A 26,806-nucleotide genomic window follows, 5' to 3' on the forward strand; every position below is an offset into this window, starting at 1 on the left:
ATTACAGAGCCGGTTTCTTTTGCGTTAGCGTATGTTAACATAGGAATTGCTTGCGGTGATGTAAAACGTGTTGCCTTTTGAATTGTGTACTTTGTATTGTGATGATCCATTGACAGTTACTTTTGCATCGATTGTAAATCCTAATCCTGTATCCACAGTTCCAGCAACATCCTTATCCTGCCAAGATGGAGAATCATAGAAACGTAGGTTGTCCACTTTTGAAATAACACGTTTACCTACGATAGATGAATCCACTGTACTTTTCTTATCGAATTTTACATAAGAAGGATTGTATTTAATCCATTGATTTCCTCCAAGATTTAACCAGCCATCTTTTTCAGCCCACACAACATATGATTCTGGTTTGTTAAGTTGACGAATAACAGAATAACTTGTATCTGGCCCTTTACGTAAATTCACATTGTAACCTTGAATATAAGCAACACCATCAGTCACAGCAGTAGGTACTTCTTCAGGTTTAGATGGTTGTTCTGGAACAGAAACATCAACATTAGAATTATTGTATGCACGTTTCACATCAGCTCGGAATTGTGCTTCTGATACGCCATGACTACGTAAGTAGTCTAATGGGTCTTCATGGTCTGTACCGCCAAGATGATGCGTTACATCACTATGCGTCCACAATCCTTTTTCTACGCTGATACCGCGATCACGTAGGATTTTAGCAAGTAACTTCACATATTTATCATAGCTGCGTTTAAATTTCTCATAATCACGTGTTTCGCAAAGCTCTACATGTACAAATCGTTTATTTGCACTTGGTCCCGCACCATAAGCAATGTATTTTGTATCAGCAATTTGGATTGTTTCATTCCAATCAACTGCATAATGAACAAAAGCGTTTCGCCATGTACGAGTTTCATATTTTTGAATATTAATAGCCGGAGCTTCAGGAGTCGCTGTAGAATGTGCCACAACGCCCTCATAAGCACCTACACCATAACGATATGGTTGTTTTGATAAATCTGGAATAATTAAAACCCTGTCAGCAAATGCACTTGTTGCAATCGATAATACTAAAATAACGGCCAATAAAACCGAAGAAAAACCTTTTAATGTTTGTTTCATTTCACATCAGCATCCTTTTTTAGAATTTTTGTGTGGTCAAATAATCCACTTGCTGATAGTCCGATGATGATTCCTTGAAATACATTCATTTTCAAATCTTGTGGCAAAAATAAAACGCCTAGCACAATGCCAAGCGTTAAATTCACTAACGGAATGTATTTTGTTTGTAACCCAATTGTTTTGGCAATCTTCGAAAGACCTACTACAACGGCAATTATTATGCTTATTTCAATCATTACATACCACCTCCTTTTATTAGTAGTCCAATTAGTCCAGTTGCTATTGCACCAATAATGATACGAAGAATCCATGTAGTATTAGCACTGATTTTATCTAGTTGCTTATTGATATTAACGATATCTTTTTCGTTACCTAAAGTACGTGACTCTAAGTTACGAATATCCTGCTGTATTGTCTTTTGTTCTGACTTGATATCCTTTTGTTCTGCTTTGATTTGTTGGATCTCTTGCCTTAAATTGTTTAGTTCCTCCAATTCCCTCATCCCCTTTTTGGCAATAAAAAAGAAGCATCATTTATGCTCCCTTTTCATTGCTATTTAACTGACAATACCCTTTACTGCTTACCATTACTTAATTGGATATGATAGCGAAAATGATACATAACGAGTTTGTGCTTCTGGAAGATAAGTAGAAACACTTCCATCTTTATGAACAATCACGTCAGCTGCAACTGGACGATTTGGATCGTTATCTAGATACGCTGTGGCAGCAAAGGAAGAATCCTGGCGTGGTGCAATATCTGGTGTGATTCTTGTGAATACTTGTTGGTTTTTAACCGATCTAATAGCACCTGTCATGTGTACCCAGTTTCCATGTCTACGTAGCATTGGAGGTGTATCTGTGTCTGCTACTGCATTTGTAATCGTTAATTCTTCCCAAGGTACATCGTCCTCATAAAAGAGTCCTTCACCATCCATCCAAATGCTGCTTTCATAATTGCCTTTATTTAAGAAGATAGCGCCCGCTTCCTTATCCTCACTGAAGAATCCTGGAATTAAGCCAAAACGTTTTTGAACCTCTTTAATTACCTCTTCAACTACTGCTTGATTTACCTCATTAGTCATTATTGAACATCTCCTTTGAATTTTGTTGTTTGATTTTTTGATTCTCTTAATTTGACTCTTACTTTTACCGCATTATTTCTTATCTTTTTCTACATCTTACTCACCCCCTTTCAAGCAAAATAAAAAAGCCTGCTTTTGCACGCTTACTTAAACCGGTGTATTTTCATCTAAACCTTTTGATAACTGAGTAACAGTAGTTCTTCCTTCCCAAACATAAATCTGATCTTTGTCTTTATTATTATAAACAACTTTGAATTTTTGCCCTGCTGTAAAGTACCATTGAAAACTACCTGTCATCCTAACCCATTTACTTGCATAACCTGCAATTTCTCCTGCAATTTCATGTTCTTCAGTTGTTTTTCCGCTCGCATCTAATATGTGGATTTCTAGGATATGTTCAGCATCCGCTGTTTGGGCTAATGCAGACAGGTAAGCATGTATATCATAGATACCACTTTCTTTAATGTGAAATAGACCACCAGAACGATCTACACTTCTATTAAAACCCCAACGAGGAAGATCATTAAACTCTACAATCCACTTTCCGCTATTGTAGCTTTTTTCTTTATGAAACCAAACAGCAACATTAGATAGAGTTTGAAGTTTATTGTTGACTAAGAGATCGCCTTCAACTTTAACTTTTTTATACTGTTTATCCTTATTGATAACTAGAGAATCCACATCTTCTTCTAAAATTGATTTGCCATTCAAGGTCAGTTTTTTACTATCAAAACCCCATGATGCAAACAGTTTTTTCACATCTTCAAATGAAGGATGTTCAACCCAACCTAACCAGCCTTTTGCATCATCAATATAATTCGTCCACAGTTTATTTTGGTAATCTTTCGCAAAAACAAATCCATAGGTAGGAGAATTTATAAATGAGAAACCACGCCATGATTTAGCATTGGGTGTATTTCCTTGCGCACTGCCATGACAATAAATTGTGTTTACTCCTAGTCCTCTGGCTACAATTTCATCAAGAATATTTTTTGTACCATCACTCACCGAGATTAACGCACCGCCCACATCTGTTGTGATTTTTGGCACTTGAACATTATTTGCATGAATTAATGCTGTTAACTCTGCGATTTTTTTATTTGTATCATCAATTTCTTTTCGATAACCCTTTACGGCTTCAAGAGCCTTATCAAAATCCGAAATATAGCTCTCAATATTGATTTTGCCTTGCTTCACATCACGATTTAATACAACCTTTATGTCTTGTGTAGTAAATCTTTCTTCACCTTTTTCAAAGGCAAAATAAGCAACCCAGACATTTGCAGAAACAGCTGCTGCCGAAAATGTATATTCAAAAACACCGTTTGAAGCATCTATAATTTTGCAATCATCACGTATGAAACTGCCTAAATTGCTCCCGGCTTCGTACTTGATTGCATATCCTGATAAATTATAAGGAACACCACCATCTTTTAAAAGGACAGTTAATTTCAAACCATTTTTATCATTAATGCGTGATGTAATAACCTTCATGAAATTTGGATTCGCTATATCAATTGTTAGTGTTTGCGTCTTCACTTTATCAACCCCCTTTTCTAAGACGTCTAGACGGTTTTCTGATACGTTTTGGTCTGTTTCTATGTCTAATGTTCCCTTTAGGTTGTATCGGCTCTAATTCTTTGATTCTAGCATCTGTATCAGTTACATACTCTTGAAAACCTTTTGCTAATTGAGAAATCATAGAATATACACTTTTACCCGTTTCTTCCGATTCATTTGGAATGACTATACCGTAATACGTTGGGATATCATTTGTTGTTATAACCGGATCATTTTCTTGTCGGTTCATACGCATTTCATAAAGCTTTTCCATATCTATTTTGAGATTGTATTGTTTAATATCCCAATTCATCACTTCGTCTAATGCATTGTTCATATCACGAATGTTCGTCTTGTATTTTTTCTGAGAAGAAACTTTAAAGTCCGATGCCATAACACCATTCCAGTAGGTTCCTAGTCCACTCCTTACTTGTAGATAAGTACTGTCAGTTGTGCTTGAGTTTCGTAATAAAATACTTTGAAACACAAGGTCAGTTTCTCCAGCTGATGAAAGTCCAAGACTTAATATTCGTTTCGCTCCCTTTGAAAAATAAAAATCTTGAGCACATTTAAAATACATATTTCCATTCATAGAATTAAGGTCAATGTTATTCTTAGCTTTTACTTGCATATTATTTCCAGACGTTAAATACATATCGAAGTTTTTAGCATTCAAATCAATGGTTTCTTCTGCATATATTGATGCGTCCCCCTGTTGATCCAAATGCAATGCCGCTGGATAATACACCGTCGGAAAATCAGAAAACCCACGTGTTATACCTAAACTCGCTGTTTTCTTTCCATCTTCTCTATCATTAAGCGCAAGCATTAACGCATCACTTGCTGAGGCATTTGCGTCAGCTCCTAACAACAAAGTTGGTTGTAATATGCCATGTCTATTATAGTAATACCCTAAAAATGCTCGTACTTGATTTGATTCGTAAAGACGTATAAATTGCTTTGAAAGATGCACATAGTTTGTACCATCAGATGTTCTTAAAGTAGAACCACTTATTTCTCCACCTTGAATCCGATTACCACTAAGTGTTCCAGCAGTAATGAAATCAGCAACAATGCGTCCATCTTTGGTTATTGCTGTTCCGTATGGGCCATTCACCCCTGTGGAAGAATAACCTAATCCATTGATATTCCATTGCCAAACCTTAGAAGCAGTCATTTCATCTTTTGTATCCATAATTAAAATTCTGTCTGGATGAATACGAACATGCCCACCAAAACCACTATTAATAAGATTCGTTGCATGTTCTTTTGCCGCATTTAAAATATCATTTGGCATGTTTGACATCTCTTTTTCCATTTGATCCACTTTACCAGCTACATCAGTAAACGATTTTTTATAATTTCCTATTGTGATACTTTTGTATTCTTTTTTTATCGGATCATACTTATACGATATAACTTTAGCTTTAATATCAATCCCATCTTCAATGTGTTTGACCGTAACAGTGTCACCCATCCACACCCGTTGTAATACTGCATAATCTTTATATTCCTCAGTTTGTGATAACTCTTGAAATTCAACTTTATATGTGGCTTTTGGTTGATCTACGTGTTGTATATCATACATTTCTTTAGCCGCTTGACGTAAAAGTTTATATGCTTCTTCCAATGGTACAGCATCATCATCCTTTGCATTCTCACCAACTGCTGCTTTAATATGAGAGAATTCAATGACAGCTATCTTAGGATGTGGGTATTTATTAATAAGTGGACTATCCACATATTTTTCTGGTAAAAGTAACCCATCAAATCCTTTAGGCATGATACGAGTAACAGGACTTTTCCAATCCACATTCCCTTCATAACCTAATAGATTCTTTTTATGTTGAATAACAACACCACGATCCATTCCACGATTTTTTAACATTTTTACATCAAAATTATCCCGTTTTAATTCGCCGCCCCAGCGATTGATAAAGGCATTGTCTTGACTATCATCTAAAATAGCTTCAACTGGATTCTTTCTTACAATACGTGCGTTTGCAATGGATGGTATATCTGAATAAAAAGTAAAAGGATGCTTATATTGGCATCCTGCGGACAGACGACTCATTGCTCCATTTCCATTTGTAGTCTGAATAAATATATCTTCAATTAAATTTTCCGTTAAATCATAAAAAATATGATAGCACTGTACTCTTATTTCTCCCATGCTGATTGTTGGTGTAGCTATTCGAAATAACTGATCTCCGTCAGGAGTATTGGCTTTTACAATACACATTCCCTCTATTTCTAATCCGTGAGGAGCAAACAACGGATAATAGAAAGTAAATGAATACAATCCATTGAGTATTTCTTCAACTTCAGCTTCATAAATATTTGCATCTAATACCCCAAGGCCATTATGTGTAAAATCTGTTTCATTTGGTTTGTATAATGTAATCATAAATATCTCCACCTTGGTTTAATTGTTATAGATTCAATTGCTCCTGACCACTCGATTTTATTACTACCAACTTGGAACTTTGGAAATTCACCAATCATTTTGTGATTGAATGGCACCGTTCCTATATAAGCTTCTAAAATTTCGGAATCCACCACTACAGAACTAGCAATGTCTTTAACCTGGAATGTAATATCATTTATGGTTATGTTCACGGTACCCTTCGCAACAATCCACAATTTCGGAAGTGATTCAATTGTCCCAGGATTGTAAATTAGGCCTGGTTTGTAAATTGTAAAGTTTTCATCCTCTGCATATTCAAAAGGATCTAGCGTAAAATCAACTTCAAATTCTCCATGTTCTTCAATTTCGTTAACAATATCACCAATTTCAACATGTTTAATTTTCCGGTACACATTATCATCAGTAAAATAAAGTGTTTTCCCATTCATGAGCCATACTTTTATTCGACGAAGTAGTGGTTTTATATTTTCCTCTTCTAATAAATTGAATTTAATTTTATAAGAGACATCTTCATAACCACCCTTTTTAGTTAATGCCCCATCACGACCAGGGATATCTATTTGTTCAATCTTTCTTTTAGCAGTAGGGATATTAGGACGTCCAACTAAGCCTAATTGGTAATCACTAGCCAATGAATCATCTATTCTAATATCTAATATCATTGTCTCCCTACCCCCACATTTAAATTACGTCCACGCTGAGAAAACCATTCATCAGCTTTTTCAAACATACGATCAATATCACGGTCATTTCTTACCACGGGATTATTGATATTTACTATAGTTGGTTCACTCTTCATAGTTGCTGCAATACCTTCACCAATCGCACCTAATGTCTTTTTATTTAGAGGTAAAACACCCTCTGGTCCTGCTTCACCAGCACCTTGCAAACGTCCACCGTTCATTCCAAAGATAGTAGGTCTAGTGAAAATACCACCTTTTGCATTCCATTTCACATCGATTCCTGATGGATAAGTAATATCTTTTCCTAAAATTGATTTTGTGCTAGTTTGCAAGCTGAAATGTGGCATTTTAGGCATTTCAGGCTTTGGAATTTTTAATTTAAGATCACTAAAGAATCCCTTGATTTTATCAATCCAACCTTTCACCGTTTCTACGGCTTCTTTTATCGGATCAATAATATTACGTTTAGCTGCATCAAATTTTTCCTTAGCAGTATTTTTTACAGAATCAAATTTCTCTTTTGCGCTATTATAGATTTCTTGGAATTTTTCTCTGACACTGTTATACGCATCTCGAATTGGATCAATAATATACTGTTTCGTTGTATTCCAGGCTGAAAGCGTGGCGGATTTGATAGATTCCCAGTGAGTTTTCGTCCAATTTACCAAGTCACCGAATTTTTCTTTGCACCAGTTATATGCCTGGGTTACTGGATCAATAATATATTGTTTCACCAAAGACCAAGCTGCTAATGTGGCTGATTTTGCTTCTTCATATTTTCCGCCTAACCAGGTAACTAATTCACCAATTTTTCCACTTACCCAATTATATGCATCCGTTATTGGATCAATTATATATTTAGATATCGCAGCCCAAGCAATTTGTGTACCAGCTTGGATAAGTAGCCATCCAGCTTGTAGAACGGTTGAAATTAACGAAATAACAGGGTCTAAGACTGTGAGAATGGTATTCCATGTATCAGACCAGGCTTGAGTCAGTTGCCCCCACAATTCAGATGCAGTCGTGACAAGATTCGACCACCAAGAAGATGCTATTTCGACAATTCCAGACCACAAATCGCTAAAAAATTGACCTATTGGGTCAAAAAATGAATGACACATTTCTAAAAAAGAAGCCCAGGCTTCTGAAAAATAATCAACTGTGGAAGACCATCCATCGATACAGGCTTGAACTAAATTTGACCACAATTCACCAAACCACTCCTTAAATTGAGACCATTTTTCAGAAAGCCAATCGGTTATGGCACCCCAATTTTGTATAGCCCAAATAACTCCTGCTATTACCGCTGATACTCCAGCAATAACAAGCATGACAGTTCCTAAAGTTGTACCTAGTGCTATGCATGATACTGCTACAGCAGCAATAATAGGTGCTAAAGTACCAACTACAGCAATTAATCCTAGCAAAATAAAAGTGAAATTCTGCACTGGTTCTGGTAATTTTGAAAACCAATCCATTACTGATTTAATCCCTTCAACTAATGGTGGTAAAATAGTTTGCGCTAACTCAGCGAGTTGCTTTCCAAGCGGTTCAAATGCTGCTTGTGTTTCTCTCAGTGCCTTTTGAAATTGCTGACCTAGTGATTCTTCTTGGAGTTTTTTCATTTCCTCCATACGTCCATTTACATCTCCAAGACCACCGTTCACATCATTGAGACTTAATACAGCTTCAGCACCCATGTCTTCCCATTTTGTCAGTTTTGTTATCGTAAAGGCTTTTTATCCTTTACTTCTTACAGTTCATTTCCTGTAAGTTCGGCATATGTTTTCACTTATAAAGTGTTGCGGTCTCGTGGAGGGATTATATCTTTTCACCCTCTATGCTCTGCCCCTGACTATACTTTGTATAGCCTTCGGTTCAAGTTAGGATTCTCACCCTTCTTGCTTAATACCGCAATTTTAATTCGGCACAATTTAGAATCTACCGAATAAAGCTACACCAATTTGATTGGCCTTTACTTTGTCGTCCATTTTTCGTAAATCACCTAAAACAGCATTAAATACAGCAGCCGCTGTACCTTTTCCTTGGTTAAAAGACTCCCATACTTTTTGTGTCTCTTCTGATAATTCACCAAACCCCTCAGTTACACCCTTTGATCCGTCTTGCACACGAATACCGAATTCTTTCACAAGGTCATTGATGTAATCGAGATTATATGATCCACTTTTAGTTCCATTTGCCAGAATGGTAAACATCTCATCAGCACTGAATCCTGCTTGTTTAAAGAGTGGTGCATATTCTGAAAGGTTGTCAAACAACTCATCTGAATAGTTAAGTCCTTCTTGAGCACCTGCAGCAAGTAAATCAAATGTTTCTTGTGTAGATAAACCAAACTGACTCATTAATTGCCCAGCACCACGAGTTGCTTCATTTAAATCCACATCATATAGCTTTGCAAGTGTTAAAACATTTTCTGATGCACCTTGTAATTCTTCATGTGGAACGTCACGCATATTTTGATAGACTTTTATTAAAGCTGTATCTACATCTTCTAATGAATCACCGAATCCATTTTTCCAAGTATCTTTTGCAATCTTACCAAGGTTTTCTGCTCCTTTTTCTGTTAAACCTAAAGAAGCCTGGATTTTCCTTTGTGAACTATCAAAATCTATTGCTATACCAACTGCACCTTTACCAAGTTCAATCAGTTTTTCTGACATGCCTTGTAGTACGTCAGTAGCTTCCATAAGATTGTTTAAATCTAGCTTCTTCCCGATTTCTGCCATACCATCAGCAGCCTGATCTCCACTTCGACCAACATCTTGAAGTGAGTTTTCAAATTGCTTTAATGTAGTTTTTGCTTGATTCAGCTTCGCTTCAAGTTGTTGAACTTCTGCTGAATTCTCACCATATACACGCTTTGCTGCACTTAATTGACGCTCTAAGTTATCAACTGTCCTATCAGTTAATTCCATCTGTTGACGGAGCTGCCTTTGTGCTAATTCCAATTTCTCCGCTTCACTAGCATTTGCACCTAATTCAGCATTTTGAAGTTTGAAAGAACTACTTAAATTCTTTTGCTCCGCTTCAAGTTTCTTAGTATTCTCTTGTAACTTGTCCAAATCCTCACGTGCTTCTCTGGCTTCAATTGCCTGCTGTGAAAGACCTTCTGTAACTCTTCTCATTGCATTATCTAAAGAAGTTTCAGCACGCTCTGCATCAAGTAGCTTTCCATACATTTTATTAAGTTGTTCAGCTGTAGTATTAGTATCCCTGGACATTGCTTCATATTCAGCACGCAACATAGCTGTTCTTTTCTTTGCGGCTTCCATTTGAATCTCCAGCTTTTTCTTCTCAGCACGAAGTTTATCGGTCATCGTAGCATCTTGCCCCATTGCTGCAATATGGTTTTTATACTCTTTAGCGGCATTGTTCATTACCATGTTAATTTGCTTCAATGTATTAGCATATTGAACCTGACCATCCATCTTAAAATTGAGGACAACGTTTCTTTCTTTATTTGCCATTTTCTCACCTCACTTTTTACAAGAATGGCGTTTGATCTAGCGTGTAAATTTGCTTTGGTTTAACTTCATTTAATGCATCAGGATTGGTGTATCGAAGATGCATGATAAATTGTTTCAAAAAATGATTAGGAGTGATTTTCCAAAAATCATCCATGCTTAAACCGAGCAATGTATTACCAACATAAAAATAAAAATCCCAGTCCAATTCGGACTGAGATTCTTCATTTTTTGTCAGTATATTTTTTACTTTTTTTCTTGCTTCAGCTTCTCCATATCTTCGGCTTGAAAATCTTGATTATTAAATATATCAAATACAGCTTGAAAGATATCAGGTAAATCATTTAAAGGAATAGAACCCTTAATTTCATTAAGCGTACACTCTGTTCCACCGCTTCTTACCATTGAATAAATCAATATATACATCAATCTAGTTTCGTTCTTCCCCATCGTAACAGTTCCTGTTTTTAACATATCATTCATTTCTTTTTGGAACTCATGATACGGCTTTCCATATGCTTCTTCAAGATAAGGAAATGACTCCATTGTAAAAATAACAGGGATTTCAGCCTTCTGTATCTTGATAGTATTTCTATTTATATCAACATTAACTAAATCACTTAAACGTGCCATATTACCACTCCTTACTGTCCTGTAGTTCCACCAAGCGTTGCTAATTGTGACTCATCACAAATAACTTGCTTCATAAAATCTTCAATTTTAATTCCTGCTGCAGTAGCATCACCAGTATCTAATTCCGCTTGTGTAACATCATTAAATAGTAATGGATCAGCTGTAATTGTGTATGCAATGTCATCCACAGTCATTTCTTCATTTTGTGTTTTCCAAGATTCTTCTATTGGTGCAACAGTACATTTTGGATACCAACGAGCCAGCTTTGTTCCATCGTTAAGTGGGAAAATAGCACCTACTGCAAACTTTGGATATTCTCTCGCTTTTGCAGTTTCAAAAGAAACACCTTTGGTACGTACTTTTCCAAAAATTTTATCTCTAACTTCACGATTTAAACCAGCAAGGTTAAATGCTAAACCAAATGCTGTATTCTTTGTAATGTTAATGATTTTTTTATTGGATGCCCATTTTGTAAAGCTTGTGGATGTTGTAGAAATTGTTAAATCTGAAATATTTGTTTGCTTATAAATTTTTTCATCGTATATAGGAAGTGCATCTGTTGTCTCATCACCTTCTAGCATACAAATAAATAAGTCCTCAATACCTACGGAATACTGAATTTCTTTATTTTCAATTGGCATTTATATCATCCTCACATTCTATCAATTATTTCTTGAGCCAAAATGTCTGCTATCTTGTCGCCTTCTGCATCAAACGTGTTTTGAGCAAAATGCAAACCTTTCACACGGCCTTTTCCATTTGCTTTTTTATGACCATGTTCAGCTAAGTACCAATACCAAGCTTTATCCTCAAATTCCACAGAAACATGGTCACCCTTCATAACAACTTTCAAACTATTTTTCAAATGTGTTTGCTTATTTTTATTTGAAAGTTTAATACGCTTTTTTAATTCAGCTGCAAAATACTTAGCTGCTTCTTCCAATACGTCCATACTTACTTGTTTATTTACTCGCAACAATGTATTTATATCTTCCAAAGCATCAGCGAATCCATTATGATTACTAGCCATCGATACACCTCACATACGTTATAAATTGTGTGATAGTGTCGTCATTTTCGTCATAAGGCATTCCTTCGAATTGAGCATAAGAAACACCAGCGTCATTAAAAACAGCCTTTAGTGGCTCATAATCTGCTTCAGTACCATTTGTAATAACTGCAATTTGATATAAAGGCATTGACTTTAAAACCTTATTAGAAGCCCTCTTATGCTGTTCATTCACGAATTCATACACAATATAAGGATATTTTGCTGTGGTTGGAGCATTGTCACGAAAAACTGGAATACCAGATTGCTTCATGATTGCTCTTAATTGCTGAAAGTTAATTTGCATAAGATAAATTCAACTCCATAATCCGTTCATTTTCACGGACATAAACTCTATCAATGTTGTAAATCGTATCTTTAATTTTGATACGATAATCTTTTTGATTCTCTTCAATTTCTCGATCTAAACGAACTTCAATTTTCTTCATGATTTCATTTCCATCTTGGCGACTAAAGTGTTTATCAGTAACCGTGACACCAATGTTGTTATAACGAATATTTCGTTCAAACGGATATCCCATTACAACTCGGTCTGTTTCTGGATCAATTGTTTCACCCAGCTTTAATAAATAAGCCAACCATTTTAACTTATTCGTCTGTCTCTTCGGCATCATAAACCTCCTGGATAAAGAAAGGTGTCAATGCATCAAGTGCCTGTTCTAATTCTTTTTCTGCCACACGATATTCATAAAAAATACCTGCACACATAATGACCAGGTACTCCACTTCTCTTCCACATGCTTTTTTTACATATCGTTGACCTTGTTCGATATAAAAAGAAAGCATAGAATTATCCATGCCCTCTTCCCAATGAATATGACCTTTTAATTTCTCAATTAAATCATCCATATTAAGCACCTGGCTTTTTCTCACCAACTTCATAACGATAAACAGCTGGCTCAAATGGTGAATAAACTAATTGACCATCTAATAAGTTGTAGATTTGGAAACCAACTTTATTTGTTCCGCTAAACTTCTCAATTAATTTTTGTAATTCCATTGCTCCAATAACATCTTGAATGTGGAAGGCTTTGAAATCACCAAAATAGAATACTGGTTTTGTTGGATCAGTACTATTTGCTGCATCAGTAAAATCTAAATTATGACCAAGTAATTTATAACCAACACCATCTGGAGTTTGATATAACAATGGCCGACCTGTTGTATCTGTCATTCCTTCTAAAACAGTTAACGCTGCACGGTTTACAATCCACATAGACTTTTTCAACACTTCTGTAACTGGTTGTCCTTTTAATTTCACTAATTGTTGATATAGTTTCTGAGAATATCCAGCGGCATTAATATCAATTGCTTCTGATTCATAATACTTAACAGCCTTCTTCGCTAATGCACCAGGGTTTTCGTTGCCAACATCGTTACCATTAAACATGTAGTTTGTTTCTTTGCGTACATAAGCCTTTTTCAGCTCATCCACAACGATTTGTTCGATTGGAGCACCTGTCATTTTAAGAAGTTTTTTCGTTACAGTGGCAAGTGCATCAAATTCAGCTGGACTTAATAGAATTTCATCAAATTCAATTGCTGTTTCTGTGATTTCATCACCTGCTGCACGTTCTTTTTTACGTACGTTTGCATCTGCTTTTTTAACTAAAACAGGATATTTTACATCCCCAGCGGTTTTAACAACTGTTCCGTATTTACGTAATAAGTTTTCTTCCTGGGCATACGTGATAATTTCAGAAGCAATTACTTCTGGTACAGTTACTGAACCATTCCCTGCTTCAATACCAAGTGAACGTGCTTCAGCTTCGGAAATTTTACCAACTACAAAATTAGCAAATGCTGAACGAATTTCTTTTTCTTTCACTTTAGTAGTTTTATGTCCCCGAGTAGAAAGACCGGATTTAATAGCTGTCATTGCTGCATTTCGTTGCTCTGGTGTTAAACCTGTTCGGTGTTCGCCTTCTCCTGGATTACCAGAACGCCCTTCACCTTCCCCTGAACCTTCATCACCAGTTCCACCTTCATCACCTTCTGAAGAATCTTCACCGGATCCTTCGTCACCTTCTCCTTCATCTTCGAGGTTTGCTAATTGATCAGCAACTTCTTGTAATTGCTTGTTAATTTCATCAATCTCTTCCTGAATAGCTGTTAAATCCTCAGCACGTAATTCTGGATTTTCTACCTTTGTACGTAACTCTGTTAATCTTTCTTTATTTCGTTTTTGTAGAGCTAATAATAATTGTTTATTCATTTTAATTTTCCCCCAAAAGTTTATTTATTTGTTTAATCATTTTCATTCGTTGTTCTACTTCTTTACCAATCTCTTTACCACGAACTAAAGACGCTTCAGTATCGTCATAAGCCGGTATAGAAACAACTGATATTTCATAGAGTTCTACTTCTTTAATGGTCCTCAATGCTGGTTCAACATTGTAATCCCATTCTTCTTCCGTTACCCAAAATCCAAATGAACATTGATTAATATCACCCCTGGACATACTTTCTGCTAAATCACGGCCAGTAGAAGTGTTAGGTAATTCAACTTCAAATTTCAGTCCCTTTTCATCTTCTTCTAATCGCAATGTACCACTTTTTGTTCTACCAAGAACGTTATCCCAATTATGATTAAATAACGCTCTGATATCTCCATTTTCAGAAAGTGAACGAGCAAACGCCCCTGGTTCGATAACTTCATCAAACCAACCACCAATAGATGTTTTTGAATTAAACACAGCTGCATAACCAGTTATCATAGAAGGCTTTTCTTCTGTAGCATCCCTGGTATTTAATTTGGTGATGTCAAATGTCCTTGTTTCCTTTTTCTTTGCCATTTCCATCACCTCCCTTCAATGAATCATCTGTAGCATTTTTCTGGCCAATTTCAGTTAAGTCATTTGAAATATAGATTGCTTGTGATTCTGGTGTATTTTGCATAGGGAATCCAAGCATATCTGCTACATTATCCGGGGATGTAATACCAGTACGAACAATGTTGTAAGCAATGTTTGTTTTCATGCTATAAGTAACAAAATCAAGAATATTAATCTTGAATTTAATACGTTTGTCCGAATTTTTTCCGAAAAAAAGAAGACTCAAATGGTCTTCAAAATTTCTCATTATCGGTTTGACTGCTTTGTTATGCAAATACATCATCGCTTTTTCAAGGTCTTCTTTGATTAAAGCTGTGTATGTATCTACATTGATTCCTAGGAATTTACCTAAATCTTTTTTATACACATTTAAATAATCCAAGGTCTTTTGATCATCAATTGGACTTTCAAGAGTTTCAATACTGTACCCCTTACCAAGAGGAATCATTTTTACAGACCTTGATTCATCAATCGATTCTAATTGGTCTAAAATTGCTTTAATAAGTTTTGATTGAGCACCATTTTGTGGATTGATATGAGCGTCTAGTTGTAATATGAATGCCAATAGCCCACCTTTTTTATACTTATCTGTTAAGACCTTTTCAGCTGACATAACACCTTCAAGCGTGTCTTTCCCTAAATCAAGAATACCTTTCCCTTTTAAATGATCTGTGCCAATATTTTTTACATGGCGAATCATAAATGATGGTATTTCTTCCCCACCAACTTTAAAATGCTCTATTAACCTATCATCCAGTTCTGTATAAACATTGGACGCCAGATGTAATTGATCTCCGTCTAATACAGGAAAGACTTCACCTTGAAGCAAGTAGTTATTTGTCATTAATTTAATGAATTCAGATCGTGTTAGATAGTTGTTAGGATTCTTTAAAACTTTAAGAGTCGAATCATCTTTAACTTCCTTACCCTCTTTGTCCTCCACAATAATTTCAGCTAGCATCATTTGGTTACTAATATCCTGTAATAACTCATAAACATCACTAGATTCTAAGATATTTGAATCACTCACATATCTTCCGCCATAACGGATGGTATTATTAAAAATATCTTCAAACCAGCCACGTTTTTCAATCTGTTTGTACAAAAAGTTAGAGAACCTATCCCGTAAACCCATTTTCTCACCTTCTTTCTATCTATAAATTTCACTAATCAAATCATCCATGCCCTCTTCTGTTATGTTATCCATAACCATCATGGTTTCTTTATGAGCAACTAAAAAAGCAACAAATCCATCAATTTTCTTTTTGGACTGTCGCTTACTTGGGGCTTTCATTCCGTTGATATTTGTTATTACTACTACGTTTAGGGCACAATATACAAACAATGGATTGTCAGTAATTAAACGTTGTTCATATATTAGTATTTCTGAATCATCAACCATTGCATTCATAACATTCGGATACTGATTTACAGCGATACATTCAAGTCCAAGATTCTCAAGTTTTTCAATTAACTTTTGTGACATCGCTGGATCATAGTTTATTTGTTGTACATCATATAAATTCATACATTCTACGATATATTCCATGACCTGATCTTGATCTATCATTTTCCCATCACAAAAAGTAACAAATCCACGTTCGACTAAATCCGTATATGGAACATTATCTTCTTTTTCCCGATGCTCAATATCTTCATTCGGCACAAAATACATTTGCTTAACCTTTAATATTGAACGTCCTTCTTCATCATGAGTAGGGAAATTCAAACTTACACATGTTAAATCGGTTGTTTTCGATAAGTCTAAACCTAAATAACATGTTTCACCTGTTAAATCGCCCAGGTCATCCACAAGAACATGTTCAACTTGCCCTTGTTCAAAGAAATTTTCGGCTCCATTTACGAATACATTCAAATGTTTAGACAGAAATTCAGCTTTTTTATGCGCTGAACGTGATGCTGAGATGAATTCTGTTTCAAGTGCACTCATCGTTACAGAAACACCAATATTCGGATTAACCATGGCCCAAACATTACGATCTGTCCAGTCATAATTTTTATTCGGTTCATAAATCATGACAAAACTTGAATCATTATCATCACGTTTCAATACTTCTTTTGCTTCACGATATACTCGCATACCAACCGATGAAGAACCTTTACCAGCTGTACTGATATTAAACATAATTGGTTCATCACGTGAGATTTGTGCCGATTTAAAGTTGTCGTACTGATCCATATTTTCTTGAGCATGAAGCTCATCGTTTAGAATGAAATGTGGATTGGAACCTTCAATGGATTGAATGTTTTTACTCATTACAATAAATTGGTTTTGATAAGCTAAATCATCACGAATATAATCATATGTTACACTAGAAATCGTTCCTTTTGGCCCTTTATAAATGTGTGAGCATTCCATCAATACATCATGGTTCATAATTGTTGCTGCAAATGGCTTTGCTGCATATTGTGCCTGGTTAAAATCACTCGCACAACAATAACAATCGGCACTTAGTACTCCTTCACCGTACATCGCATAACCTAGAGCACCAACACCGATTAAAGTTTTACCATTTTTCTTAGGAACTTGGATATAAGCTTCACGAGTAACACGAACAACTTTACCTTGCTCATTCTTGTGAACCCAGCCATATATCCATGAGTAAGCGAATTTTTCCCAATCCTCCAGGATGAAAGGTTGTCCAGCCAAATTACCTTTAGTATGACGGACAAATGTTTCAACCCAATCCATCATTTCATTTGCACGGTCTACATCGAACCAAATATCTTTACGCTTTTTCCATTTATAATAACGATCTACCATTGCTTTGATAGTATCGGGATATTTTTTAGGATTCTTTCTTACTTGTTTTGCATAAATATCTGCATAATTAACGCCACGTTCAATCATTTCGCACCACGCCATTTTGCACGATGTTTATCTAATTCACTAACTACAGCTTTAGGTTTTTCTACCTCTTCATTTTTTCCGACAGTAGAACCCCCGGTGACGAATTTACCTGGTTTAGATTTATTAGTAAGTCCCAATAAATCCAATGCTTTTGTTTTCTTATCAGACCAGGTTTCTACTTGCTGCGCTAATGGATGCTTTGAATTATTTGTAGCACCAGCTTTATTTGTATGTTGCTGCATTGCTGGAAACCCTTTTTCTTTCCATTCAATGTACATAGTTTGATAGATTTCAAAAATATCAAGATAGCTTTCAATTAACGGATCTAAAGTAAGGGTGTAAATATCTGCGTCACGCATAATTTTTAATATCCGATTTTTTTCAGCTTCTGTTTTTTCGGCAACCATTTTTTGACGCTCTTTTTTCGTAGACATTTCACACCCCCCTTTATTTTTAAAAATTTTTGTCTAACGAAAGAAATGCCCCCTACGCTACCTATCCTTCCCAAACCAAAAATTTTATTTTTTGACAGGGGGGCTTTCAAAATAACTTGGAAAAACCTTTTTCGGTTTATCTTCATTTTCTTCTTTGATATGACATTTTGGACAAAGTAGCATTAAGTTATTTATTTCTAATTTAAGTGTTTCATCTTGTTTAATTGGTATGATGTGATGAACATGAGCACTCCGACCAAAGACGAATCTTCCACATCGTTGACAGTATCCTCTCTCTCGTTCATATACTTGAGACCTAACATACTTCCATTGGTCTGTTCTGTAGAATGGTTTGTTCTCGTGATGGTAAATGTTCTTCTTATCTTTCTTCTTCCTTGGTTTGTTGCGCTTATGTTCCTCACAATAACGACCTTTGTTTATCTTGATATGACAGCCGTTGAAGTCACAGTATTTCATGATAATAAAGCAATGATGTCATCTTTCTTTGTAACATCTTTAGGAATCTCAATGCCTAACTCAGTAGCATAAGCACGTAACTCTTTCACTGTCATATCATCTAAAGATGGTTCTTTGACTTTAACATCAACCACTTTGTCACTAGCAAACTTAACAACTATGCTCTTAGGATTTTCAGTTACTTCGAATCCTGGTTCTTCACCAATCGGAACAAATAGACTTCGCTTTTCTTCGTTATCCCAATACTCAGTACCAGATACAGTTCTTCTAGTTTCTACAATCATTTCTGGTCACTCCTTCATTTATTAATCTAATTCTTTAACTTCCTTTGCTTTGAGGAATTGAATCATGATTACCAAACAAACCATGAATCCACCAAAAAAGCTCAGACAATAATACATTTCATTACCACCTTGTAATTTTTCACATAATAAAAAGCACTCCATATGGAATGCTTTCACCCTATATCCATTTAACTTATTTAACATTGAATTCAATAGTTCTATTTACACATTCATCTACCCATTCATACTCTCCTCTATTATCTATATTAGAGACCATAAATACTTTCTTTATAGTTTTTCCTTCAATAATATTTTGGAGGAACTTCTTTTTTAAATCACTTTTCAATATTTCTATAGGATAAATCAAAGCGAAATCTAATTCATTAGGTGTTTTTCCCCATGTCTTCTCGTTAAATGAATCAAAATAAAAAGTTGTATTCCCTACTAAATACGATTCACCTGCTGATTCCCCTATACTACGAGGAACTTCAAGTTTCGCTTGCTGGAAAAAGTCCGGAACACTTTTTAATCTATGAGTTCTGAATAAACCTCTTTTTAGGTTTTTATTTTGATTTATCATTTCTAACGCCAAAGAATGCTTTTTATAATCGTTTGTTCCTTTAATTAACATAATCTTCTCTTCATCAGATTCCAAAAACTCATTAATTTGCTTTATTACATTTTCACTATCGTTCAATATCATCTCCCCCTTCCCTCTATCTATTCGACAAAAAAGGGGAATATCCTACACAATAAAAGAGCAACCGTGCACCCGTTTCCCTTTCGTCAATCTCTTATGTTATTACTATAAATCATTTTTTCAATAGGTTCGTTACCTAAAGAGGAACTTTCCTAAAAGTAACCTTATAAAGCATCTACAAACTTTATTATCTTCCTTATTTCAGCATGCTTACGTTTAATATAGTTTGGACTATAATTTAAATCGTAAGCTATTTGTTCTAATGTCATACCATTAATGTATTTCATTTTAAGTATTTGATTATCCAATCCCTTGAACTTGTTAACTAAATTCTTTAAGTCATACATGGCATTCATCTTATGAGCTAATTCATATTCAATTGCTTCAATACGATTCTCTACTTTCGCACCTTCTGATTCAGCAGTTAAACGCACATCTCGCAAATCACCAATGATCCAGCGTTTTAATTCAGCTTCTGTTTGTTCTAAGTTGTATTCTAAATAAGCAATGTCTTCTTCTAATTTTTGATAGTCTTTCAGCCAATTAAACAAATTGTGATTCACCTCTTTCATTTCTCTACCCAAACAAAAAGGACACAAGACATACGCTTAATACGTACATCTTGTGTCCTCCAGAAGGCTGGTCGGACTCCTTAATTTACTTTTAAATTAAGATCTGAAATCGTAAATTCTTTTGCTAATTCATTTTGGTATTTCTCAAAGAACTCCATTTCTATTCCTAAAAGATTGGATAAAAATTCAACATCAACCATAAGTAAATCTAAAAGCGCTCCTAATGATAAATATTTTCTATCAAATAAGAGTTGTAAAATACTCTTCACCTTACCAGGTTTCATAACTTTTATCTCATCATCAAGAGGCTCTCTTACTTTATACCCTTGTCTATTTAATTTAATGTTAAAATATCTATACTTTTGATAATCAAGTAAACCAAGTGAATGTGCTCGATATGCCATCGCTTGAATTGATACAACCCACTTCTTTTTTAAATCAATGTAGGAATCAGGGGATGACTTTTTGATGAGCATACTAAAATCCTCAGTAAACTCTTTTTCAGGTAATAAAAATGCTCCAGCAAATAAATTTGCTTCTTGTTCATACTCTCTATGTGATTTATTGTCTAATAAAGAAAATTCAACTTTATAATGTAACAATAAGTGTCCTAATTCATGAGCTAAATCAAAATTTCTTCTAGCAGCAGACTTTTTCAAATTTCCCAACATAATAAAAGGGCGTTCATCTTCTGACCACAAGCTATAAGCATCTATTTTTTCCCCTATAGCTTTTTCAAAGATAAATGCACCTTTTTTTTCAAGCATAAATAATAAGTTTATATTACTTTTATTCCCTATATTTAAAAATTCTCTAGCTATACCAGCCGCTTTCTCAATTTTTATCTTTCGCTCTTCACTTGAATTATTAAGATATTCAATAATCTTATCTCTTAAAATGACTATTTCATTTGGAGGATAATACAATTTTTTTTCAATAATTTTTAAAAATGAGTTAAGATACTCAATATTTTTCGCTTCACTTTGATTTTTTTGAGCACTGTTCATTACTTCCGCTCTATATGCAATATGACATTGCTGTACATTCGTATTTCCATTTTTAGTAAGGATATCTTCAGAGTAAAAATATTTACTTTTTACCCCAAAGATATTTTTCATTTTATTAATAACCTCTAACTTAGGAGACATATACCCGTTCTCATATTGCCAAACAGCTTGTTCTGTAATATCCAACATTTCGGACAGTTGTTTCCTTGTATAGCCATGGAGAATTCGAATGTTGGTCAAATTTGTACCAACAAACATGTATATCTACCTCCTATATAATCCTAACTTTGACTATCATCATCGTTATTTGTTTGTTCTCGATCCAGCTCTTCTTCGTGGAAAATATCAAAATCAACAGCTGCAGGTGAATCGTAATTATAATCTAGTTCATCACTTTCTAAAACCGTGATATCTATATCATCAAAGTCCACTGAGCTATTATTAATTAATTCCGTTAAATCGTCAATTAAATATGCTTTCTCGTCATTTGGATTCGGCATCCAAAGCAATATCTTGGAAATCATAAACGCTTCATCAATTTCATAAGTAACAATATAAAATTTGTTATACTCTTCTTGCATTTTCTTTACATCAGTATCCTCTAATGCTTTTAAAGTATTATCATCAAAGATCGATAAAAATTCTATATTCTCTTCCTCTCCTGTAAACAGTGTTCGAGCTTCTGGGAAGATAATATTATGATTTATTCTAGATAATTTTTTCAAATAGTTTTCATCGTTTGTCTTACGTCTTTTCTTTCCATTAATCCCCTTGCCACCTGGAAAATTCTCTTCATTAAAATACTTTGCATTTTTAACAATAAACATACTCTTGTCCTCAGAATCTGAGAACTGTAAATACCCCCAAGTATAACCAGCTTTCGCTTTGGCATACTCAATGCCTACCTTTGCACACTCTCTAGCTGTTTGATCATCAATATGATTCCCTTTCACCCATGCATATGCATCACTAATTAGCATTGTTCTTTGTTTTTCGTTACGCTCATCAATATAACTTTTATAACCATTTAATATTCCATCAACAATTACTTGATTTACCCCTGCATCAAAAGTATACCCTTGCATCTCCTATCCCTCTTTCTTTTTTATAATATGTAATACACTTAATTATATATCATATTCTAAAAAATTAAAGAAAAAGTGATAAAAACCCCAAAAAATTAAAGTTAAAATTCTTCCCCTTCCTCTCGCCTCATTCTTTTAACTCTTCCTTGATGCGTAATAATTCTATATTCACCGTAAATCGGTAACTCTCTCACTTTTGCTTTTCCATTTGATATAATTACTACGCAATCTTTTGAAATATCTAAGATGTCTATTTCTAATTTTGTTATACCTGGATTTATTTCAATATCTTTTCTCCTCAAAATAACACTCCTCTTCTCAATAAAATAATTAATTATTCTTACCAATTACTCTTTGAACCCCTGAGTCGAAGCTCAGGACATTTATTTATTCAGTAATCGTTTCTTCATCAACAAGTTTCAACTGACCAGGAGCAACTTCCGTTGTTCCATCTGAATTAACGCTGTATTCCATACCTTCATGTGATTCCTCATAGAATTCATCAATAGACATGTGAGAAGGTTCAAGAATGATAGAAACATTTTCACCAGCAAACGAATAAAGCTTATTAATTTTATCTTTCGTATCACCTTTTACATTGAGTTTAATAACTGTTTTCTTGCTATCACGTTGAATAGAAACAAATTCAGCTCCAATTGGTTCAACATCACTTTTCTCCACAGTTAAATGAACAATTGTACCTGGCATTTTCAATAGATCGTCAGCATGTGGAAGTTCATCACTTAATACATGGAACATTAAAACTTCCTTTTTATCGTCCTTTTGCATTTTCTTGAATAAAACGTTCAATTTTACCTTTGTCATCTCTTCCGACTCCTTTTGTATTAGATTGATATTAGAACTAAATTTCCCCTATTATTTCTGTACGTTTCTAGCTTTAAAACGCACCCGTTTTCAAATAGTGTTTTGCATGATAATAAAGGACATAGTATATCCAATTACCAACAAGCTTTTTATCTAAATACACAATTTCAAAGTCATATTTTGCTTTAAAAGTATTAAGTCTACCGAGCAATGCCTTCGGATTATATCTCGAGCGATATTCACCCTTTAATATTTTTTCATAACCATGTGGATCTTCCACAATTAGAGTGAATGGAATATCTTTTGAACGAATCAACTCATTTTCAAACGCTGTTTGAGTATCCTTTTGTAGATTCCCTGTAATTTCATCAATACTAGCTTTTCTTTCTATTCGACGATCTAAATAAATATCACGTGGTATTCCAAACTCTTCATTTTTTGGAATCATGCATCCATAATCACCGGTATCTAATTTTTGAAGTTTTACTGGTATACCCTTTTGATTTAAATAATCACGAATATGACCATTTACATTTTCACGAGTATCAACCACGATTGTGAGTGTTTTAAGGATTTTATTTATTTCTGTATCTGTATAGTGAAAACGGATCATTCTCATACTCCTTTCCTTGCATATGTAACCGCCCGTCCATATATCTTTCTTGCCATTGCATTCGATTCATCATTTTCAAATTGGCGATAATCTTCATAAACGTCTTTCCATCCGTTATTAGCAAGGACGATTGTCCATTCATAAAACAACTGTAAAGAACCTTCGTCATCACGTAACCATTCGTATAACTTTTGATTATGTTGCCATCCGCAAAACTGGTAAAAGATCTTCATGATTGTGATTTTCTCCGCACTTGCATCTTTCCAAGATTTAAACCAAGCATCAATTCCTGTAAAGTTTTGTTCAGCAGCTTGCATAACTTCCGTTGGAATTAAATTTTGTCTTTTTATCGCAATTCGATTATCACTCGGATCAAGATAGATATTTGCACCTAATTTCCAAATTGAACTTATAATTTCTAAGACTTGCAAATCTATCACCTCTGTTATCAAAAGTTACTAATAAGTGTTACTAAAAAATACCTAAATTTAGCATGTGTTACTTTTTAGTAACACCCTTTATCCTTAGAGCCACAAGGGATTGAAGTACTCGTGTTACTTTTGTTACCTATTTTGAGCATTAAGCCCCCTAATAGAATACTTATATATATATTATTTTTTGTTTATATATATTTTTAGTAACAAAAGTAACAAAAAGAGTACAAAAAGTACCTTAAACCCTTGATACATAAGGGTTTTAAGTGATTTTAAATGTGTTACTTTTAGTAACACTTTCGCTATTTCCATCGAATTTCAGTAACTTTTGCTGCGTAAAAGTATTTTTTCGCTCTATTAAAGTAACACCTTTGATGAAATACTTATTTCTATTGCCACGTTCTCTCTTTAATCCTTGGGATTCTAAAATTCGATAAAACGCTCTATTTTTTAATTGATGCTCACCATTTCTAAAACACCAATTGGAATAAACTTCATATAATTCTTTTGCTTCAATTTGAACATCTTCTCTTTTGAAACAACATTCAAACATAAATGGGCCAAGTATATCCATTTCTTCTTTATAATCACCTGTTGCTTTCATTACAATTGCAGGATCATTTAATCCAGACTTCTGCCACTTCAAGCAACCCTCAATCGCCCAATTCAGAATACCTGGCATTTCTATACTTAATTTCTCCGGTAACTTCTTATCACGTTTTTCTTTTGGAAGCTGTAGATTGAATGGAACTAAACGGATACGTCTCCAAATCCCTTCATCTACACCTTTGATTACTGGCTTATGATTTGTAGTAAAGAAGACTTTAAACTCTGGTATGAACTCAAAATATTCTTGTCTAAGGAATCGAGCCAATACTGGCTCACCGCCTGTTATTTGCTTTACAAAAGCTTCTGATAGTTGTTCACCCTCTTCACTTTCGATTGCAGACACAAAGCGAGCTCCTACTAATCTAGCGATGTCATTATTGGCACCAGTTTCTTTCTTTTTGATGAAAGTATCTGATTTAGCTTGTTTTCCGTATTCTCCCATAATGTCCTTAATCGTATTAATAAAGGTTGATTTCCCATTGGATCCACCGCCAATTAGGAAGACCATTATTTGCTCTGTAATTTCTCCAGTAAGGGAATAGCCGATTAATCGTTGCATGTAATCAACTAACTCTCTATCTCCCTGGAAAATCTGGTCTAAGAAATTAATCCATTCTGGGCATTTCGCATTTTCATCAAACTCAATATTAGTGATTTTAGTTACATGTAAATTCCGATCATGTTGCTGCAACTTACCAGTTTTTAAATCTACAATGCCGTTTTCAACATTGAACAAATATTTATGTCTATCAAAGTCTTCACGCTCTCCTGGTACTAACGGCATTAAATCTTTAATACTATTCATTCGAATATTTCTGCGCTCACACATCCGTGCCCATTTCATTTCAGATTCATCTTCTGATTTATAAAGACTGCGAAGTACTTTTGCTGTAATTCGTTCAATTTCTTTTTTAGTGTCTAATTTCCACCGTTTTCCGTCCCATATATACCACCCAATGTCACTAACATATTTGATTACATGACCATATTCATATGCGATACGTTCAGCATTTCCAAGCTCTGTTAAACGGAATTTCTTTTTTGGCTTGTCCTCCACAACCTCTTCTGCATCTCCATTATGGAAATCAAAAGAGAATTCTTCGAATTGCTGTTTGTTGTCTAAAATAGTTGTGGAAGTTGATGAAATAGCGGTTGCTATCGTTCTTTCGCCATAAGTTTCATTCGTGTCTCTGAAATGAATAACATCCCATTTGTCACGCATAAGGCTTGTTTCACGAAACATCGAATCCATTCGAGTTGCCGATTTTCCTGTCCAAAATGCTAAATGATTACATAAAGCAAGATCACTTGCCGAATGATCATCATTGATTAAGCTGCCATTGTATAATGAACGAATTTCATCACCGTTCTTACTGCGAAACATTCTTTCCCATAAAGCATCATTTGAAATTTTAATTTCGTCTTTCTCAAATTCTGCTAAATTTACACGACCTTGAATATCGCTATCATCAAAATACTTTTCGAACACTTCAGCTAGTTCATCCGTACGTTCATATACATCATTAGAATTTTCACGATTCCCGGTAAAGGTAAAAAAACGACCATATGAGTAAATTTCCAAACCATGTTTCGTATTTTTCCGTCCAGTACCTAAAACAGATTGTGGAAGGTTCCCTTTGATGATGATGTGAATCCCTTTCCCTGACGGTGAGAATTCTGTGTAACTATCTAATGTATCGATAACCTCTGTCGCCAAAGTATTTGTTTTTTCGTCTACAACACACTTATCAATATCAATTCCGATATAGTTATCCTGCCTACTAAACACAAACCCTATGCCATCATAGTCACCTTCTAAATAGAATTTGACTGCTGTTGCAAATGTCGACCAGGTGCTTCTATTGTTTGCTTGCGCCATTTCACCATCTACTTGATACGGTACTTTTGTTGGCTTATTATTTCGGGTTTCAAACCTCCACAAAATCCATTGAGGAAGGGCTTTTAACTCAGCAGGAATTTCATTAAAATTGTATGGATTTTCTTTCATTTCGCCCTCCAATTAGCTTTT

Annotated in this window: 29 protein-coding genes and 2 pseudogenes; all 31 read right to left on the minus strand. The window is 34.7% G+C overall.

From position 1 onward, the window contains the following. Positions 1–24: 24 nt before the first annotated feature. The 31 genes and pseudogenes from AAIE21_RS04945 to AAIE21_RS05095 all read right to left on the minus strand — a co-directional run bounded on the left by AAIE21_RS04945 (position 25) and on the right by AAIE21_RS05095 (position 26,785). On the minus strand, positions 25–1,089 hold the full coding sequence (locus AAIE21_RS04945; protein WP_343265713.1) for an N-acetylmuramoyl-L-alanine amidase: 1,065 nt from the start codon (positions 1,087–1,089) through the stop codon (positions 25–27). After that, the gene (locus tag AAIE21_RS04950) at positions 1,086–1,325 is read right to left on the minus strand and encodes a holin (RefSeq protein WP_343265714.1); all 240 of its coding nucleotides are present in this window, start codon (positions 1,323–1,325) and stop codon (positions 1,086–1,088) included. Before AAIE21_RS04950 ends, AAIE21_RS04945 begins: the two co-directional genes overlap by 4 nt. Then, positions 1,325–1,582 (minus strand): hemolysin XhlA family protein, encoded by a 258-nt coding sequence (locus tag AAIE21_RS04955; RefSeq protein ID WP_343265715.1) that lies wholly within the window; start codon positions 1,580–1,582, stop codon positions 1,325–1,327. Before AAIE21_RS04955 ends, AAIE21_RS04950 begins: the two co-directional genes overlap by 1 nt. A gap of 93 nt (positions 1,583–1,675) precedes the next feature. Beyond that, on the minus strand, positions 1,676–2,173 hold the full coding sequence (locus tag AAIE21_RS04960; protein WP_343265716.1) for a hypothetical protein: 498 nt from the start codon (positions 2,171–2,173) through the stop codon (positions 1,676–1,678). Between the two features lie 147 nt (positions 2,174–2,320). Further along, positions 2,321–3,712, minus strand: coding sequence for a BppU family phage baseplate upper protein (locus AAIE21_RS04965; RefSeq protein ID WP_343265717.1), 1,392 nt, complete (start codon positions 3,710–3,712; stop codon positions 2,321–2,323). Positions 3,713–3,716: 4 nt separating this feature from the next. Then, positions 3,717–6,140: a phage tail spike protein gene (locus tag AAIE21_RS04970; protein ID WP_343265718.1), complete on the minus strand. Its 2,424-nt coding sequence runs from the start codon at positions 6,138–6,140 to the stop codon at positions 3,717–3,719. Continuing rightward, positions 6,137–6,820 carry a phage tail protein gene (locus AAIE21_RS04975; protein WP_343265917.1) on the minus strand — a complete coding sequence of 228 codons (684 nt, stop codon included), beginning with the start codon at positions 6,818–6,820 and terminating at the stop codon, positions 6,137–6,139. Before AAIE21_RS04975 ends, AAIE21_RS04970 begins: the two co-directional genes overlap by 4 nt. Beyond that, a pseudogene (locus AAIE21_RS04980) lies at positions 6,820–8,556 on the minus strand (phage tail tape measure protein); the annotation flags it as partial. The pseudogene AAIE21_RS04980 and the gene AAIE21_RS04975, both read right to left, overlap by 1 nt. A gap of 231 nt (positions 8,557–8,787) precedes the next feature. Beyond that, positions 8,788–10,332: pseudogene (locus AAIE21_RS04985) on the minus strand (phage tail tape measure protein); the annotation flags it as partial. Positions 10,333–10,575: 243 nt separating this feature from the next. Next, positions 10,576–10,962, minus strand: coding sequence for a hypothetical protein (locus AAIE21_RS04990; protein ID WP_343265719.1), 387 nt, complete (start codon positions 10,960–10,962; stop codon positions 10,576–10,578). Positions 10,963–10,973: 11 nt separating this feature from the next. Then, positions 10,974–11,603 (minus strand): phage tail protein, encoded by a 630-nt coding sequence (locus tag AAIE21_RS04995; protein WP_343265720.1) that lies wholly within the window; start codon positions 11,601–11,603, stop codon positions 10,974–10,976. An 11-nt stretch (positions 11,604–11,614) separates the two neighbouring features. Then, the gene (locus AAIE21_RS05000) at positions 11,615–11,992 is read right to left on the minus strand and encodes an HK97-gp10 family putative phage morphogenesis protein (RefSeq protein WP_343265721.1); all 378 of its coding nucleotides are present in this window, start codon (positions 11,990–11,992) and stop codon (positions 11,615–11,617) included. Then, on the minus strand, positions 11,985–12,317 hold the full coding sequence (locus tag AAIE21_RS05005) for a hypothetical protein (protein WP_343265722.1): 333 nt from the start codon (positions 12,315–12,317) through the stop codon (positions 11,985–11,987). Before AAIE21_RS05005 ends, AAIE21_RS05000 begins: the two co-directional genes overlap by 8 nt. After that, entirely contained in the window at positions 12,307–12,642 is a 336-nt protein-coding gene (locus tag AAIE21_RS05010) for a hypothetical protein (RefSeq protein ID WP_343265723.1), read from the minus strand. The genes AAIE21_RS05005 and AAIE21_RS05010 overlap by 11 nt, the downstream gene beginning before the upstream one ends. Next, positions 12,620–12,880: a head-tail connector protein gene (locus AAIE21_RS05015; protein WP_343265724.1), complete on the minus strand. Its 261-nt coding sequence runs from the start codon at positions 12,878–12,880 to the stop codon at positions 12,620–12,622. The genes AAIE21_RS05010 and AAIE21_RS05015 overlap by 23 nt, the downstream gene beginning before the upstream one ends. Position 12,881: 1 nt before the next feature. After that, the gene (locus AAIE21_RS05020) at positions 12,882–14,246 is read right to left on the minus strand and encodes a phage major capsid protein (protein ID WP_343265725.1); all 1,365 of its coding nucleotides are present in this window, start codon (positions 14,244–14,246) and stop codon (positions 12,882–12,884) included. 1 nt (position 14,247) lies between these two features. Beyond that, complete coding sequence (locus AAIE21_RS05025; RefSeq protein WP_343265726.1) at positions 14,248–14,826, minus strand: HK97 family phage prohead protease; 579 nt, start codon at positions 14,824–14,826, stop codon at positions 14,248–14,250. Then, on the minus strand, positions 14,795–16,000 hold the full coding sequence (locus AAIE21_RS05030; RefSeq protein ID WP_343265727.1) for a phage portal protein: 1,206 nt from the start codon (positions 15,998–16,000) through the stop codon (positions 14,795–14,797). The genes AAIE21_RS05025 and AAIE21_RS05030 overlap by 32 nt, the downstream gene beginning before the upstream one ends. Before the next feature lie 15 nt (positions 16,001–16,015). Continuing rightward, positions 16,016–17,737, minus strand: coding sequence for a terminase large subunit (locus AAIE21_RS05035; protein WP_343265728.1), 1,722 nt, complete (start codon positions 17,735–17,737; stop codon positions 16,016–16,018). Next, on the minus strand, positions 17,734–18,171 hold the full coding sequence (locus AAIE21_RS05040; protein ID WP_343265729.1) for a P27 family phage terminase small subunit: 438 nt from the start codon (positions 18,169–18,171) through the stop codon (positions 17,734–17,736). The genes AAIE21_RS05035 and AAIE21_RS05040 overlap by 4 nt, the downstream gene beginning before the upstream one ends. Positions 18,172–18,255: 84 nt before the next feature. Next, the gene (locus AAIE21_RS05045) at positions 18,256–18,648 is read right to left on the minus strand and encodes an HNH endonuclease (RefSeq protein WP_343265730.1); all 393 of its coding nucleotides are present in this window, start codon (positions 18,646–18,648) and stop codon (positions 18,256–18,258) included. Continuing rightward, positions 18,645–18,932 carry a hypothetical protein gene (locus tag AAIE21_RS05050; RefSeq protein WP_343265731.1) on the minus strand — a complete coding sequence of 96 codons (288 nt, stop codon included), beginning with the start codon at positions 18,930–18,932 and terminating at the stop codon, positions 18,645–18,647. The genes AAIE21_RS05045 and AAIE21_RS05050 overlap by 4 nt, the downstream gene beginning before the upstream one ends. A 193-nt stretch (positions 18,933–19,125) precedes the next feature. Next, entirely contained in the window at positions 19,126–19,629 is a 504-nt protein-coding gene (locus AAIE21_RS05055) for a hypothetical protein (protein WP_343265732.1), read from the minus strand. Between the two features lie 167 nt (positions 19,630–19,796). Continuing rightward, complete coding sequence (locus tag AAIE21_RS05060; RefSeq protein WP_343265733.1) at positions 19,797–20,183, minus strand: DUF1492 domain-containing protein; 387 nt, start codon at positions 20,181–20,183, stop codon at positions 19,797–19,799. A gap of 101 nt (positions 20,184–20,284) precedes the next feature. Beyond that, a complete protein-coding gene (locus AAIE21_RS05065; RefSeq protein ID WP_343265734.1) occupies positions 20,285–21,469 on the minus strand; it encodes a spr1629 family repressor/antitoxin in 1,185 nt (394 codons plus the stop codon). A gap of 23 nt (positions 21,470–21,492) precedes the next feature. Further along, complete coding sequence (locus AAIE21_RS05070) at positions 21,493–22,296, minus strand: spr1630 family ClpXP-sensitive toxin (RefSeq protein WP_343265735.1); 804 nt, start codon at positions 22,294–22,296, stop codon at positions 21,493–21,495. A gap of 101 nt (positions 22,297–22,397) precedes the next feature. Then, on the minus strand, positions 22,398–22,598 hold the full coding sequence (locus tag AAIE21_RS05075; RefSeq protein ID WP_343265918.1) for an XtrA/YqaO family protein: 201 nt from the start codon (positions 22,596–22,598) through the stop codon (positions 22,398–22,400). 85 nt (positions 22,599–22,683) lie between these two features. Further along, complete coding sequence (locus AAIE21_RS05080) at positions 22,684–23,121, minus strand: hypothetical protein (RefSeq protein WP_343265736.1); 438 nt, start codon at positions 23,119–23,121, stop codon at positions 22,684–22,686. A gap of 73 nt (positions 23,122–23,194) precedes the next feature. Continuing rightward, positions 23,195–23,734: an ERCC4 domain-containing protein gene (locus AAIE21_RS05085; RefSeq protein ID WP_343265737.1), complete on the minus strand. Its 540-nt coding sequence runs from the start codon at positions 23,732–23,734 to the stop codon at positions 23,195–23,197. Between the two features lie 2 nt (positions 23,735–23,736). After that, positions 23,737–24,165, minus strand: coding sequence for a hypothetical protein (locus AAIE21_RS05090; RefSeq protein WP_343265738.1), 429 nt, complete (start codon positions 24,163–24,165; stop codon positions 23,737–23,739). A 265-nt stretch (positions 24,166–24,430) separates the two neighbouring features. Then, positions 24,431–26,785 carry a phage/plasmid primase, P4 family gene (locus AAIE21_RS05095; RefSeq protein ID WP_343265739.1) on the minus strand — a complete coding sequence of 785 codons (2,355 nt, stop codon included), beginning with the start codon at positions 26,783–26,785 and terminating at the stop codon, positions 24,431–24,433. Between the last annotated feature and the right edge of the window lie 21 nt (positions 26,786–26,806).

This window comes from Paenibacillus sp. 102, from assembly GCF_039549175.1.
GTDB lineage: Bacteria > Bacillota > Bacilli > Bacillales > Bacillaceae_G > Bacillus_A.

What these genes read in the sequence shown, in the direction of transcription:
- AAIE21_RS04945 (WP_343265713.1), bottom strand. Translation starts at nt 1,089, where the DNA reads ATGAAACAAACATTAAAAGGTTTTTCTTCGGTTTTATTGGCCGTTATT.
- AAIE21_RS04950 (WP_343265714.1), bottom strand. Translation starts at nt 1,325, where the DNA reads ATGATTGAAATAAGCATAATAATTGCCGTTGTAGTAGGTCTTTCGAAG.
- AAIE21_RS04960 (WP_343265716.1), bottom strand. Translation starts at nt 2,173, where the DNA reads ATGACTAATGAGGTAAATCAAGCAGTAGTTGAAGAGGTAATTAAAGAG.
- AAIE21_RS04970 (WP_343265718.1), bottom strand. Translation starts at nt 6,140, where the DNA reads ATGATTACATTATACAAACCAAATGAAACAGATTTTACACATAATGGC.
- AAIE21_RS04990 (WP_343265719.1), bottom strand. Translation starts at nt 10,962, where the DNA reads ATGGCACGTTTAAGTGATTTAGTTAATGTTGATATAAATAGAAATACT.
- AAIE21_RS04995 (WP_343265720.1), bottom strand. Translation starts at nt 11,603, where the DNA reads ATGCCAATTGAAAATAAAGAAATTCAGTATTCCGTAGGTATTGAGGAC.
- AAIE21_RS05000 (WP_343265721.1), bottom strand. Translation starts at nt 11,992, where the DNA reads ATGGCTAGTAATCATAATGGATTCGCTGATGCTTTGGAAGATATAAAT.
- AAIE21_RS05005 (WP_343265722.1), bottom strand. Translation starts at nt 12,317, where the DNA reads ATGCAAATTAACTTTCAGCAATTAAGAGCAATCATGAAGCAATCTGGT.
- AAIE21_RS05010 (WP_343265723.1), bottom strand. Translation starts at nt 12,642, where the DNA reads ATGCCGAAGAGACAGACGAATAAGTTAAAATGGTTGGCTTATTTATTA.
- AAIE21_RS05015 (WP_343265724.1), bottom strand. Translation starts at nt 12,880, where the DNA reads ATGGATGATTTAATTGAGAAATTAAAAGGTCATATTCATTGGGAAGAG.
- AAIE21_RS05020 (WP_343265725.1), bottom strand. Translation starts at nt 14,246, where the DNA reads ATGAATAAACAATTATTATTAGCTCTACAAAAACGAAATAAAGAAAGA.
- AAIE21_RS05025 (WP_343265726.1), bottom strand. Translation starts at nt 14,826, where the DNA reads ATGGCAAAGAAAAAGGAAACAAGGACATTTGACATCACCAAATTAAAT.
- AAIE21_RS05030 (WP_343265727.1), bottom strand. Translation starts at nt 16,000, where the DNA reads ATGGGTTTACGGGATAGGTTCTCTAACTTTTTGTACAAACAGATTGAA.
- AAIE21_RS05035 (WP_343265728.1), bottom strand. Translation starts at nt 17,737, where the DNA reads ATGATTGAACGTGGCGTTAATTATGCAGATATTTATGCAAAACAAGTA.
- AAIE21_RS05040 (WP_343265729.1), bottom strand. Translation starts at nt 18,171, where the DNA reads ATGTCTACGAAAAAAGAGCGTCAAAAAATGGTTGCCGAAAAAACAGAA.
- AAIE21_RS05045 (WP_343265730.1), bottom strand. Translation starts at nt 18,648, where the DNA reads ATGAAATACTGTGACTTCAACGGCTGTCATATCAAGATAAACAAAGGT.
- AAIE21_RS05050 (WP_343265731.1), bottom strand. Translation starts at nt 18,932, where the DNA reads ATGATTGTAGAAACTAGAAGAACTGTATCTGGTACTGAGTATTGGGAT.
- AAIE21_RS05065 (WP_343265734.1), bottom strand. Translation starts at nt 21,469, where the DNA reads ATGTTTGTTGGTACAAATTTGACCAACATTCGAATTCTCCATGGCTAT.
- AAIE21_RS05070 (WP_343265735.1), bottom strand. Translation starts at nt 22,296, where the DNA reads ATGCAAGGGTATACTTTTGATGCAGGGGTAAATCAAGTAATTGTTGAT.
- AAIE21_RS05080 (WP_343265736.1), bottom strand. Translation starts at nt 23,121, where the DNA reads ATGACAAAGGTAAAATTGAACGTTTTATTCAAGAAAATGCAAAAGGAC.
- AAIE21_RS05085 (WP_343265737.1), bottom strand. Translation starts at nt 23,734, where the DNA reads ATGATCCGTTTTCACTATACAGATACAGAAATAAATAAAATCCTTAAA.
- AAIE21_RS05095 (WP_343265739.1), bottom strand. Translation starts at nt 26,785, where the DNA reads ATGAAAGAAAATCCATACAATTTTAATGAAATTCCTGCTGAGTTAAAA.